We start from the raw sequence: 12843 nt of genomic DNA, 5'->3' as shown, positions 1-12843 counted from the left end.
ACAGGCAAGGAAAACCCATGAAATACGCACTGCCATTACTGTTGTCATTGTGCCTGCTTGGTCTGGCTCAGGCCGAGCAAAAGCAGAGCTTTGGCCCTTACGATGTGCACTACAGTATCGTCAATACGACCTTTCTCAAACCGGAGGTGGCCAAGGCTTACGGCATTACCCGCGGCGACGATCGGTTTATTATCAATATCAGCGTGCGGGAAAATCTCGATAACGGCACTGATGTGGCGCGCAGGTCAGACGTTACCGGCACCGTGTTCAATCTGATACACCGCAACAAACTCGACTTTCAGGAAGTGAACGAGGGCGACGCGATTTATTACATCGCCCAGTACAGTGCCGACAACAAGGAAACCCTGGATTTCACGATGTCGATAGAACCGGAAACCAGTCAGCGCGCTTACAAGCTTCAGTTCAATCAGATTCACTACACTGGTAAATAATGTCTCGCGTCGTTCTCGCCAGCGGTAATCGCGGCAAGCTCAAAGAAATGCAGCAGGTTCTGGCCGGCACCGGCTTTGAACTGCTACTGCAGACGGATTTCGAGATTGTTGACGCCGAAGAAACCGGCCTCAGTTTTGTTGAAAACGCCTTGATCAAGGCGCGTCACGCCAGCCGCGAAACCGGCTTGCCGGCGCTGGCCGATGACTCGGGCCTGAGTGTTGATGCCCTCGGCGGTCAGCCCGGTATCTATTCCGCGCGCTACAGCGGTGAAGGTGCTACCGATGCTAAAAACAACGCCAAATTGCTGAGCGCACTGGAAAGCTGTGATGACCGCCGCGCCACTTTTGTCTGCGTGCTGGCCTATGTGCGTTACGCGGAAGATCCATTGCCCCTCATCTGTCAAGGGTTGTGGCGCGGAGAAATTTTGCGCGAAGCGCGCGGCGAAAACGGCTTCGGCTACGACCCGCTGTTTTATGTTGCCGATCTCGATTGCACCTCGGCCCAGTTGCCTGCAGAGGTAAAAAACCGCAACAGTCACCGCGGTCGCGCTTTGCGCGCCTTTGTTGAACAGTGGCACAGTTCCATATCCTCCTGAGCGACGGGCGCCGGCTTCCCGGCCGCGCCGACCATACCCTGTTGCGACAATTGCAGGACGCCGGCATCCGCGTTCCGGTGGCCTGCAGTAACGGCCATTGCGGGCGCTGTTTTGCGCGCAGCGACGATGGCGTCAACCTGCCCCTGTGCACCACTAGAGTCAGTGGTGATATTGCACTGGAGCTGCCGACCTTTCCGCAATGGCAACGATACTCCTGTCAGCTTTTAGAGCGCAGCCGTAGTGAATTGCTGCTGCGACTGCCTGCCGGGCGAGTACGTCTTGACGACGATCAATGGTTGGTTTGCGGCGAGCGAAACGTGTCGATTGCACGTTTTCTTGAGCGGCGAGGCCGCTTGCTGCGACTGGCCGCAGAGGATGCTTCGCAGGACACTCTGCTGTCGATTGTGAATGTAGAAAGTGTTCGCAGCGGTCGTTACCAATTGCGTGAAGGAACGCGCATCCTGCTGCGCAATCTCACCGCGGGAACGGCGCGAGAACTGCAGGAATCCCTGCTACACTACCGCGTTAGCATTTCACACTGAGCAGCCCACCATTATTGTAGAAAGTGGGTTGCACCGGTAGCAGAGGAGACACGCCGTGCTAAGCGCAATTGCAAAATTGCTGAAGGTTCTCAATTCCGACGACAACCCCGCCCAGGTGGCCTTGGCGCTGGTATTTGCCTTGATCATGGGGCTGACACCCCTGATGTCGCCGCACAATATTCTGATTTTACTGCTGGTGCTGGTGATTCGCGTCAACCTGAGTTTTTTCATTCTTGGTTTTGCACTGTTCTCGGGCCTGGCTTACGCCCTTGACCCGATCAGTGTGCGGCTGGGAGCTGACATTCTGCAGGCTGCATCACTGGAAGGCCTGTGGACGTCGTTGTACCAGTCCTCCTTCTGGCGCTTTATGGCTTACAACAACACGCTGGTGATGGGCAGTTTCTGTTTGAGCCTGATTCTGGCGCTGCCCATTTACTGGGCTGCGGTGTGGGCCATTACGCGCTACCGGGAAAAGGTGCGCGCCAAGCTGGCCCAGACCCGGCTGATGCTGTTTGTAAAAAGCACGCGTCTGTTTGAACTCTACAACGCACTCAACTAGGCCCTATTAGCTAAGCCTATTAACTTAAGTCATAGGAGAGCCACAATGACTCAATGGATTCGCTGGTGGGGCTTGGGCGTGTTTGCGGTCGTGGCCGCGCTCTGGATTCTCTGCATCGACTGGGCAATTGAAAGCAGTATCGAATTTGCCGGCACCCAGGCTGTCGGCGCCAAAGTGGAGCTGGACAGTGCCGAGCTGTCGCTCAGTGACGGCACACTGACACTGAACCGGCTGCAGGTAACCAACCCCGATCAACCCATGCAAAATCTGTTTGAGGCGGGCCGCATTCACAGTCAAGTGGATCTGCTGGCGCTGCTGCGGCGACAGTTTATTTCTAACGATGCGCGCATCGACGATCTGAACCTCTATACCGAACGCGACAGCAGCGGCGCAATCGACGGCCGCCTGTTCAGCTTTGGTGACAAAAAAGACGATGCTGAAAAGAGCGGCCTTGATCTCAGCTCTAAACTGAACCTGCCCGATGTCGATCAGATGGCGGCGGAAGAGCAGGCCCGTCTGCAGGCTGAAGTCGATGCCATGAAAGCGGAGGTAGATGACATTCAGCGCGGTTGGGAACAGCGCATCGCTCAGCTGCCCAGCAAGGAAAAGCTGGCAGAGTATCGCCGCCGCTGGGAAGAGCTGGAAAAACAGAACGCCATTGTGCGGATCAAGGGCACCAAGGAACTGCGCGATGATATCGACAACGACCTGGATGCGCTGAGTGAGCTCGACGAGCAAATTAAAACCGATCGCGCGCGCATTGCTGCGCTCACCGAGCGCGCCAAAACCCTGCCCAAGCGCGAAGCTGACCGTTTGCTGGCCAGCGTCGGACTGGATCAGGGTTTTGAAGGCATGATTCGCCATATCGTCGGCGACGATGCCTACCGGATGGTGCAGCAGGGGCTGTCGCTGTATCAGACGGCGGCCAGTCAGCTTAGCGAAGATGACCCGCTGGCCGACGAAGAACAGCAGAAGCGTCAACGCGCCACGGGAGAATACCTTCGCTTTGCCGAGGAGCAGCCGCTGCCGGACTTCCTGATCAAGCGCGCCAGCATAAACGGCAGTGTGCCGGTGGCGGGCGATACGATCCGCTTCGACGGGGAGCTGACCGATATCTCTAACGCCCAGAAAATCTGGGGCAAACCGCTGGCACTGAAAGCCAGTGGTGGCAGTGACAAGGGCGCCAGCCTGAAACTGAACGGCCTGTTTGATCACCGGGGAGCCGAGGCCCTCGATTCCCTCGATTTTGATTTGCGCCAGCTGGCGCTGAGCGCACTGCAGCTGTCGGACAACCCCAAACTCCCGATCAGCCTGCAGCAGGGTGTAGCGGATATCAGCACCCGCTTTGAGCTGGGCGCCCGCGGCCTGCACGCGACCGTCGACAGTCTGGTCAAGCAGGCCGAGTTTCTGGTAGCGGAGACAGCTGAGTCCTCGTCGGCAGAACTGCTGCGCAAGGCGCTGAACTCCGCCAGCCAGTTCGACTTGAAAATGGCGATTTCCGGCACACCGGATCAACCCAATCTGAAACTCAAGTCGAGTCTCGATAAGCTGATTGGCGATGTGCTGGGCGCTGAGCTGAAAGCCAAGGTGGCCGAGCATAAAGCGGCCCTGCAGGCCCGCCTCAGTGAATCGCTGGCGGGGCCTACTGCCGAACTGAACAGCAAGGGCGGCTTTCTCGATGACTACAGTGGGCAGCTGGATGAGCGACGCAAAGCACTGAAAGCTCTGCTGAAGGATTTGCGCTAGCCAGAAAAATTACCGACAGACTTGAAATCTGTCGACCTGACCATACTTTTCCTTCCGCCGGTGAACTATCTCGCCGGCACACTCTCGCACAACCGTGAACGCATACCCGCAGCTTATGCTGCGGGCCTGCGGTTTGTGACGTCCAAGCGCCACTGATTTCAGGCAGTGGGCTTTCGCATTGAACTTCACAGAGGGAGGAAGCCACTCATGTTACAGTCAAAAGACCTGTATCCATCGAGGCAGGGCCGGGAAGAAACCCAGCTGCCGCGCTGGGACCCGGTGGTCTATTCCAACACGGACGCGCCCACAGGGCCGCTGAGCAGCCAGCAACTGCGCGACTACGAGCGCGACGGTTTTCTGATTCTGCCGGACTTTCTGAACCACCATGTCGAACCCATTCTCAGGGATATGCCCCGCCTGAAACAGTCGCTGCGCGGTCGCGAAGAGCTGGTACTGGAGCCGGACAGCGATGAGCTACGCACTATTTTTAATCCGGTTGGTTTCAGCGAGGCGGTGGCGAGCTGTTTTCGCGATGACAAAGTGCTCGATATTGTCGAGCAGCTGCTGGGCTCGGCGGTGTATCACATGCAGTCGCGCATCAATATCAAACCGCCGCTTAAAGGCCGGGCTTTCAACTGGCACAGCGACTTTGAAACCTGGCACGTGGAAGATGGCATGCCGCGCATGCGGGCGCTGACCGCCTGGATCATGCTCACAGACAACCACCAACACAACGGTCCGCTCTATGTCATTCCCGGTTCGCACAAGGACTATATTTCCTGCAGCGGGTTGACCGAGGCCGACAACTACAAGACCTCCTTGCGGCAGCAGACGCTGGGCGTGCCCGGCACAGAGATCATGAAATTTGTGCTGCAGGATCGTGACATTCGACCGATTACCGGCCGTCCGGGTACGCTGGTGATTCACGAATGCAATCTGCTGCATGCCTCGCCCGACAACCTGTCCGGTGATGCGCGCAGCATTGCGATGTGTGTCTACAACAGTGTGGAGAATGTGCCGCAGGCACCTTTCAGCGGATTGGAGCCCCGGCCTGAATTTCTCAGTGCCCGTGAAGTCAGGCCCCTGCGCCCGGCAAGCCCCAAGGCCGCCTGATCAACCGACCCGGCTGGGGAATTTGAGCGCGATGGTGTGGCTGCTTTTCTGCAGCCCTTCCTGAAAGAAGGCGTTGCTGCGCTCGTGCTCACCGAGATAGGCCAGCAGTCGTCCCAGCTCGGCGCAGACATCCGGGTTGGGGTCGAGGCGGTAACTGTTTTCAAAGTATTCCCGGGCCTTGCCCCACAGCTCAACGCGCAGGCTGAGTCGGCCGAGCGTTAACAGCAGGGTGGCGTCGTTGGTGCGTTCCGGCAACCAGGCTTCGGCGGTCAGTAGCTGCTTGTCTGCCTCCGGCGCCGCAATCTGGCCGTAAAGCGCTACCAGCTCCCGACGCCAGTCCTTTTTCAGATACTTGCGCAGGGTTTCCTCGGCCTGGGCGGTATCGCCCTGTTCCACCAGCAGCATGACATACTGCTCCACCACCGCCGAATCAGCCTGCAGCTCCTTCGGCAGTTTCTGCCAGCACTGGCGCAACTGATCCGCGTCGGCCTTGCTGGATTCACCGAGTTTCTGCAGTCGACCGAGGGCGGCCTTGCGCTGCAGGGCCGCCAGCTCTTCGGGCTGGCAGAGTCGGTTTTTCTTGAGGTCGGGGAGCAGAGCGAGCAGCGAGTCCCAGTCCTCCAGCCCTTCATAGACAGATTTGAGCAGGCGCAGCACGGCGGGGTGTTTGGCGGTGTTGCGCTGGGCGCGGGTCAGACTGGCCAGGCTTTCTTCAAGACGGCCGTTTTGCAGCAGCAGGCGCGCCTGCACCATTTCTATGGCCACCCGGGCGCCCTGGGTGGCGCGCTCGGCCTTGGCGAGCAGGGCATTGGCCTCGCGGGTCTCGCCCAGGGCATTGCAGGCGTAGGCGGCGCCCAGATAGTTGAGCAGGGGCTCGTCGAGGTCGTCGATATGGCGGGTCAGCAGCTGGCGGGCGCGCTGGTAGTTGCCTTCCACCAGGGCAATCAGGCCGTCGGTACTTTCCCGGTGGCTGCGCCGCTCCCGGCGCTGGGCCAGAAAGCGGGTGAAGCGACCGGTGCTTTGCAGGCCGCCCCGGCTGAGCCGCAGTAGAAAGTGCCCCATCACCAGCAGAAAGACAAACAGCGCAAGGGCAACCCAGAACGAGGTTTCGATGGCGACGTTGCCGATGGCCAGCAGCATGTAACCGGGGTCGCGCTGCACCATCACGCCGAGCGCGGCGGCACCGGCCAGCACACCAAGACTGATCAGGAAATAGCGAATCACTGAGCGGCTCCCGCGTGTTGACGTTGATCCAGGTAAAGCGTGATGGCATTGATACTGGATTGCAGCGGCGGTGCCTCCGGTCTGACTGCGAGTTTGGCCAGTGCGTTCAGTTCCGCCAGCAAGGCCTGTTCGGGTGCTTCATCGCGGTAGTAACGACGGAGCCAGTCACTGGCACGGGCCAGCGCTTTCTCGTAGAGTGCCTGATTGCCGCTGACCAGCGCCCAGCGCGCCTGTTCGAGCATTAATTCCAGATTTTGCTGAAACAGCTCCCGCTGGCCGCCAGCGATGACAGCCTGCTGGTACTGGGCGTCGCGATCGCTGACCTTGATATAGGAATTGAGTTTGTCGAGGGCGCGGCCGGAGACAAATTTCACATGCGCCCAGAGCGTATCCCAGGCTAGCGGCGGTGGCGTTTCTGTCGCTTCTGCGACGGCTTCCACGGCGACCCTGTGATCGGCCAGGGGTTGCAGCTGCCGGGCCTGCTCGCTGACCGCCAGCAGACGGTCGTAGTGGTCTTCAATCGAAAAGGCGACCGCATCGCTGAGGCCTTTCAATTCGCGGCCAAGAATATCCAGCACGTCCTGCACCTTGGGGTCGGAAACCATCTGCAGCTGTTTACGGGCGTCGCGGGCAAGGCCTTCGGCGCTGGCCAGATCGCCGCCAAGGCGGATCTGCTGCTGGGCCAGACGCAGCAGGTAGTCGGCTTCGGCCAGCACCCAGTCATCGCGATTGAGCCGCGCCAGTTCGCTGAGCCGTGCCGTTTGTTCGTCGAGTGCCGCGCGCAGACTGGTCACTCGCTGGCCCTGCAGTTGCCGTGCGTTTTCGGCCGACAGCTGCTGGCGTTTCAGCATTTCCCGGAGCTCGCTGTCCTGGGCATTGAACTGTTCGCGAATGTCGCCCAATGCCTGAGACAGCGCCTGGGATTGTGCTTTGCGGGATTCGTTTTGCCAGGCTTGGCGGGCGGCTTCAATATCGGCGCGCCAGGGCGCCTCTTCGCGAGCCTGCTGGCCGCTCTGTTGCTGCAGCCAGAACTGGTAGCCGAGCCAGCCGGCACTGGCACCACCCAGAATCAGGGCCAGCAGGGCGACAAACAGGGTAAAACCGCCGCCGCGCCGAGGGGGAGACGATTCGCCGGCAGATTCGGCTTTGTCTGTCAGCGTGGGTGGTGCGGCGTCGCCTTGGGATTCATTGTTTTCAGGCCCGGTAGATGGCTGCTCAGGTTTGTCGGTGTCCGACATGCAGTCTCCCCTTATTTATTACAAAGTGGTGTGGCAACAGAAACGGCTTCCAGCGCTGCCACGGTAGCGTCGGTTCCGGCATTTTGCGCGGCAATGGCATTAGCATAGCCCAGTTTGGCGGCGAGAGCAGCGACCCGCGTGCTCGGTACTATTACCGGTTGCTGAAACAGCCAGTGCCTGTCTGGCAGCAGGGCGCTCAGGTTTTCCAGACTTTCGCCGCTGTTGATGACCGCAGCATTAATGCGGGCATCTTCCAGCTGATTCAGAAAATCCTGCTGGTCAAGCGTTGGTGTCTGACGTTGATAGCACTCAATGTAGTCCACCTGCGCGCCGCGTTCGCGCAGCGTTTCGGCGAGGGTTTCGCGACCGCCAAGGCCGCGCACAATGGCGATGCGCTGATGTTCTAAAGACAGCAGCGAGGGCTGCGCCAGCAGGGCTTCGCTGGTCATGCTTTGGCCAGTACCTGCTCCGGGCGCTGGCGCGTTCAGGCCGAGTACTTCCAATGCGCTCGCGGTGGCGGCGCCAATGGCGTAGTAGCGCTGTCGCGCCGGCCACTGGGGCCAGAGGGAGTCGATCAGTTCGGCGCCGTAGTGCACCGCATTGACGCTGATAAAAATAAGCGCGTCGTAGCGATCAAGGTCGAGTACTCGCTGCCGGGCCGGGGCCAGCTCAGGCTCACGTAGCGGAGCAATCTCCAGCATGGGAATATGCAGCGTTTCCGCGCCGCGAGCCTGCAATGCAGCCAGCAGCTCTGCGGCGCGTTCCGCGGGTCGAGTGACCAGTACCCGCCAGCCTTTGAGGCTGTGCTCAGCGTGGCGCGGTGCCATAGACCGCCGCCAGAATTTCCCCCGCACCCTGATTCAGCAGGGCTTCGGCCACTGCGCGGCCGAGGGATTCAGGGTCACTGATACTGCCGCGGGCCTCGGCTTCCAGTACGGTGCTGCCGTCCGGTGATCCCACCAGACCGCGAAGCCACAGCTGATCCTCTTCGCGCAGAGCATAGCCGGCGATAGGCACCTGGCAGCCACCTTCCAGACGGTTGTTCATGGCGCGCTCGGCGCGCACCCGCAGCTCGGTGTCGGCGTGGCTCAACGGTTGCAGCAGTGCTTTCAGTTCCTCGTCGTCACTGCGTACTTCTACACCCACGGCGCCCTGACCCACGGCGGGCAGGGATTGTTCGGGGCTTAGATAGCTGGCGATGCGCTCGGTCAGCTCCAGCCGCAGCAGGCCGGCGGCGGCCAGCACAATGGCGTCAAATTCGCCTTCGTCGAGTTTGCGCAGTCGGGTTTGCACATTGCCGCGCAGGCTGCGTACTACCAGGTCGGGTCGCTGGGCGCGCAGCTGGCACTCCCGGCGCAGACTGGAGGTGCCAACCACGGCGCCCTCGGGCAGCTCGTCGACGGTGGCAAAGCGGTTGCTGACAAAGGCGTCGCGGGGGTCTTCGCGCTCGCAGATAACCGCCAGTTCCAGGCCTTCGGGAAACTGCATGGGCACATCTTTCATGGAGTGCACTGCCATGTCGGCGCGGCCGTCCATCATGGCCTGTTCCAGTTCTTTGACGAACAGCGCCTTGCCGCCAATTTTTGAAAGGGGCGAGTCCAGCAGCTGGTCACCGCGGGTGGTCATGCCCACCAGTTCCACCTCTAGTCCGGCGTGGTGTTTTTGCAGCTCGGCCTGAATGAATTCGGCCTGCCACAGGGCGAGCAGACTCTCTCGGGTGGCGATGCGGATGGTGCGCTTCAAGGGGTGACCTCGTGTCGGTATGTGAGTGTAATGGCGGGGCCACTATCATACGGCTACGCCAATTCATCGCAAGCTATTGCCGCTGATACAGCGCATTTTTCACGTCGCTAAGGTGGCGCCGGCTGATCGCGGGGCCCTCGCGCAAGCCCTGCAGGACTGCGCGCGGGCTCTTGCCGTCGCGATCGATTCCGCGCAGGCAGTGACGGGCGATCAGGGTGTTGCGATGGGCCCGCACAAAATGCTCGGGCCAGGCCTGTTCGAGCTGCTGCAGACTGTCGCGCAACAGGGCTTCGCCGCCGCGGTGTACCGCCACCACATATTTCTGTTCCGCGCGCAGATAAAAAATTTCCTGAATCGGCAGTTTCTCTACGCTTTGGCCGCTCGACACCAGCAGGCTGGGCGAGGCTTCCTCTTTGAGGGCGCTGAGCTGAGCCTGGTTGAGCCGTCCGGCCCGCGCCACCGCCCGGCGGAGCTGGTCGCTTTCCACCGGCTTGAGCAGGTAATCAATGGCGGCACTCTCAAAGGCGGCGAGGGCGTGCTCATCAAAGGCAGTGCAGAAAATCAGCGCCGGCGCCGGTTCACGCCGGGCCAGCTCAGCGGCAGCGTCGAGGCCGTTCATGCCCGGCATCTGGATGTCCATAAAGACCAAGTCCGGGGTCAGTGCCTCGGTTTGCGTCAGGGCCGCTTTTCCGTGCTCCGCCTCGCCGACCACCTCGATACCGGGCAGGGTTTCCAGCATGCGCCGCAGGCGTTTGCGGGCCAGCAGTTCGTCGTCGACGATCAGGGTGCGCATATCAATCGCTCTCCCCGGCACGTGATACTGGAAATTCCAGCGTCACTTCAAAGTGGCCGCCGTTTTGCTGCAGTTTAAGTTTGCCCTCGTCGCCATAAAGCGCCTGCAGGCGGTGCCTGAGATTGTCACAGGCGAGATGGTTGCCCTGGTGCCGGTCGGCGCCCTCAGGCAGAGGGTTGCGCACGCCAATCTGACAGCGGCCATTGCGCTGGCGGGCGCTGATCTGGATTTCGCCCCCTTCCGGCAATTGCTGAATGCCGTGGCTGATGGCGTTTTCCACCAGCGGTTGCAGGCTCAGGCTTAAAACAGGGGTATTGTCGTCGAGTTCGTCACAGGCCCAGCTTATCCGCAGGCGCCCACCCAGCCGTGCGGCTTCAATGCGCAGATAGCGCTCGCACAGCTCGCGTTCCTGACGCCAGTGGCTGATCGCGGCGCCGTCCTGCAGGTTGGCGCGAAACAGGGCGGCCAGATCTTCCACGGCCCGCTCGGCCTTGCGACTGTCTTCGTCAATCAGGCTGGCGATGGTGTTCAGGCTGTTAAACAGAAAGTGGGGCCGGATGCGGGACTGGAGGGCCTCCACCCGGGCGCTTATTTCGCTCTGCTGGCGCAGCCGCAACTGCCAGCTAAGGTAGAGATAGCGCAGGCCGATGCCCGCTACCAAGGCGGCCACCACCAGATTCAGCAGTAGGGTATTGTGGTCAAACCGGGGGCCTTGGACAGTGCCCAGCCCAAGCAGCCACTGGCCGCCCAGGGTGTAACCACCCACCAGCAGTAGCACGGAACCGTAGATCAGGCTGCTGGCTGCGATCAGTGGCAGGGTGGCAAACCAGTGGCGCAGGGGGCAGAGCAGGGCCGCGGTACTGAGAAACACCAGCAGGCAGAACAGTGAGGCCAGCGAAAAAAAGTTCCAGTCGAAGGGCAGCAGGCCGCGCTGCAGGGCGCTCACCAGCAGCGCCAGCAGCTCCGCCAGCACCACCAGCAACAGCAGGGCCTGGGCGTTGCAGAGGTCGGGCAGAAAGAAATCGCGGTGTGTCGGGTGGTTATCGAGAGGAGACAATAGGCTTACCCCAAAACTGGCGTAAGCCTATGATAGCAGGACTGGTCAGGCCTCGGGAAAGGCGGTCCAGCCGTGGGTCCAGGCCTGCTTGCTGCCCGGACGAATCGCCCCGTGGTAATTGGCGGCCTCGTCCCAGAACTCGCCTTCCGGGCTTTTTAGTTTGATGTTGCTGTTTTGGCTGCGCAGCAGCGGGATATAGTCGGGCGTGTCGCGGCGGGTGGCGCTGTCGGTGAGGCCGACATTAACCCCGAGCTGCACGTCTTCAAGCGAGGCAAAGTAGCGCTCTTCGCTGAAGCTGCCATCGTCGTCCTTGCTGCTTTCGTCGGCGAAAAAGCTTTTGCCGTCGCTGCCGATGTTTTCAACCAGCAGACCGGAGAAGGTCAGGTTCTGGCCGATATGGCGAACGGTGTCGGTATCGCGCAGGTCGATCAGCTCGCCGGAAAAGCCCTGAATCAGCATATTGTTGAAGTGGCCGCCCGTGCCGCGGCGCAGGGTCATGGCGCGCTGGTATTTATCGGCGTTGCCGGAGCTGATCAGGGTGACATTGTGAAATACGGGCTCAGAACGCGGGGTGGCGTTATGGGCGTCACCGTTATTGTCGCCTTCAAAGGCGTTGTCGCCCACGCCCGGATACTGCTGTACCACCAGAAACTGGACCCGACCACGCCAGCCCATATCCCAGTCGAGAGAATCGTCGCCGGCACCGGTGATCAGGATGTGTTTCAGGTCGACAGTGCCGCCAAACACTTCGACGCCGTCGTCCAGCGCCTGATGCACCTGCACATGGCGCACAATGCTGTTGCTGCCGCAGCCGCCGAGGGTAAGACCATTGAGCTCATTGTTGGCGTAGGCCTCAAAGCCGGCGAACTCTATGCGGGCGTATTCCAGCACTCCGCAGTTGGACTGTGGGTCGAGCCCACCGAAGGCTGCGCGGGTATCGCCTGCGGGCACGCCTTCAATGCGAGCGTCGGCGACATTGACCGGGGCATTGCCCAGCAGGACCAGTCCGCCCCAGTCGCCGGCCTTGCGGCTGCCAGCTGGCTTGGCGCTGGTAAAAACAATGGGGTCAGAGTCAGTACCGCGTGCGTGCAGGGTGGCATCGCGGGTGATGACCAGGGCCGAGCCGTTTTTGCCCAGCACCTGTGTGCCGGGATCAATGACCAGTCGGCCACCGGCTTCAACATAGACGATGCCGTCCAGAACCCACTCTTTATCGGCGGTCCAGTGCTGCTCGCCAAACAGGGAGCCGCTGACGACGATCTGTGAACTGCTCAGACCCAGCGAGTCGCGCAGCAGCCAGGTAGTAGCAGCGGCAATCAGAAACAGCAGGGTCAGCAGGCTGGGCACCAGCACTTGACGCTGGGAGGGCTTTTCCACGCCGACAAAACCGTGCTGGCCCTGGTGATGGTTTGTGTTGTGCGCTGTCTGACTGGCGAGAATGTCCGGGTTGACTCCGGGAATCAGGCCGCGCCGGGTCGCCTCGGTGTTGTCGCGGGAAATCAGCACATCGCGACTATCCATATTTACCAGCGTCTTTGCCATCTCCCGGATTTTGGGGTTTCGGCTGGTGCTGGCGCGGCGGATGATTTCCAGACGATAGTCCGGGTCTTTCAGCAGGGTATTGAAGTGCAGGTGGCGCAGGCCCTGATCGTCCTGCTGCTCGCAGAGCTGTTTCAGCTGCCAAAGCCCCTCGACCAGCTGTGCCCGAGGGGACGTGATCTCTGAAGTCGTCATCAGTAAGTTCCTTTTGCTATCGGTAGCGGAGTATGCCGTTGATCTA

The 12843-nt window shown here is 60.7% G+C and carries 13 protein-coding genes; 6 read left to right on the top strand and 7 right to left on the bottom strand.

What is annotated here, in order from left to right; all coding sequences use genetic code 11:
- Positions 1 to 17 precede the first annotated feature (17 nt).
- The 6 genes from ABY734_RS00285 to ABY734_RS00260 all read left to right on the top strand — a co-directional run bounded on the left by ABY734_RS00285 (position 18) and on the right by ABY734_RS00260 (position 5008).
- Positions 18 to 452: a DUF4426 domain-containing protein gene (locus tag ABY734_RS00285; RefSeq protein ID WP_372776949.1), complete on the top strand. Its 435-nt coding sequence runs from the start codon at positions 18 to 20 to the stop codon at positions 450 to 452.
- Positions 452 to 1048, top strand: a complete 597-nt coding sequence (gene rdgB / locus ABY734_RS00280) for an RdgB/HAM1 family non-canonical purine NTP pyrophosphatase (RefSeq protein ID WP_372776948.1) — start codon at positions 452 to 454, stop codon at positions 1046 to 1048. Before ABY734_RS00285 ends, rdgB begins: the two co-directional genes overlap by 1 nt.
- Positions 1024 to 1590 carry a 2Fe-2S iron-sulfur cluster-binding protein gene (locus ABY734_RS00275; protein ID WP_372776947.1) on the top strand — a complete coding sequence of 189 codons (567 nt, stop codon included), beginning with the start codon at positions 1024 to 1026 and terminating at the stop codon, positions 1588 to 1590. The genes rdgB and ABY734_RS00275 overlap by 25 nt, the downstream gene beginning before the upstream one ends.
- A 55-nt stretch (positions 1591 to 1645) precedes the next feature.
- Entirely contained in the window at positions 1646 to 2149 is a 504-nt protein-coding gene (locus ABY734_RS00270; RefSeq protein ID WP_372776946.1) for a TIGR03546 family protein, read from the top strand.
- Positions 2150 to 2194: 45 nt separating this feature from the next.
- Positions 2195 to 3895 (top strand): TIGR03545 family protein, encoded by a 1701-nt coding sequence (locus ABY734_RS00265; RefSeq protein WP_372776945.1) that lies wholly within the window; start codon positions 2195 to 2197, stop codon positions 3893 to 3895.
- Between the two features lie 207 nt (positions 3896 to 4102).
- Positions 4103 to 5008: a phytanoyl-CoA dioxygenase family protein gene (locus tag ABY734_RS00260; RefSeq protein ID WP_372776944.1), complete on the top strand. Its 906-nt coding sequence runs from the start codon at positions 4103 to 4105 to the stop codon at positions 5006 to 5008.
- On the opposite strand, the gene ABY734_RS00255 is transcribed toward ABY734_RS00260, so the two are convergent.
- The 7 genes from ABY734_RS00255 to ABY734_RS00225 all read right to left on the bottom strand — a co-directional run bounded on the left by ABY734_RS00255 (position 5009) and on the right by ABY734_RS00225 (position 12797).
- On the bottom strand, positions 5009 to 6232 hold the full coding sequence (locus tag ABY734_RS00255; RefSeq protein ID WP_372776943.1) for a heme biosynthesis HemY N-terminal domain-containing protein: 1224 nt from the start codon (positions 6230 to 6232) through the stop codon (positions 5009 to 5011).
- A complete protein-coding gene (locus tag ABY734_RS00250; RefSeq protein ID WP_372776942.1) occupies positions 6229 to 7470 on the bottom strand; it encodes a uroporphyrinogen-III C-methyltransferase in 1242 nt (413 codons plus the stop codon). The genes ABY734_RS00255 and ABY734_RS00250 overlap by 4 nt, the downstream gene beginning before the upstream one ends.
- Positions 7471 to 7481: 11 nt before the next feature.
- Positions 7482 to 8297 (bottom strand): uroporphyrinogen-III synthase, encoded by an 816-nt coding sequence (locus ABY734_RS00245; protein ID WP_372776941.1) that lies wholly within the window; start codon positions 8295 to 8297, stop codon positions 7482 to 7484.
- Complete coding sequence (gene hemC, locus ABY734_RS00240) at positions 8278 to 9213, bottom strand: hydroxymethylbilane synthase (RefSeq protein WP_372776940.1); 936 nt, start codon at positions 9211 to 9213, stop codon at positions 8278 to 8280. The genes ABY734_RS00245 and hemC overlap by 20 nt, the downstream gene beginning before the upstream one ends.
- Before the next feature lie 73 nt (positions 9214 to 9286).
- Entirely contained in the window at positions 9287 to 10006 is a 720-nt protein-coding gene (locus tag ABY734_RS00235; RefSeq protein ID WP_372776939.1) for a LytR/AlgR family response regulator transcription factor, read from the bottom strand.
- A 1-nt stretch (position 10007) separates the two neighbouring features.
- Positions 10008 to 11063 (bottom strand): sensor histidine kinase, encoded by a 1056-nt coding sequence (locus ABY734_RS00230; RefSeq protein WP_372776938.1) that lies wholly within the window; start codon positions 11061 to 11063, stop codon positions 10008 to 10010.
- Between the two features lie 45 nt (positions 11064 to 11108).
- Positions 11109 to 12797 (bottom strand): hypothetical protein, encoded by a 1689-nt coding sequence (locus tag ABY734_RS00225; protein ID WP_372776937.1) that lies wholly within the window; start codon positions 12795 to 12797, stop codon positions 11109 to 11111.
- Between the last annotated feature and the right edge of the window lie 46 nt (positions 12798 to 12843).

It is taken from the genome of Litorivivens sp. (genome assembly GCF_041624475.1).
GTDB lineage: Bacteria > Pseudomonadota > Gammaproteobacteria > Pseudomonadales > Spongiibacteraceae > Litorivivens.
Note: the sequence above shows the minus strand (reverse complement) of the source record. Positions and strands in the feature narration are given on the sequence as shown.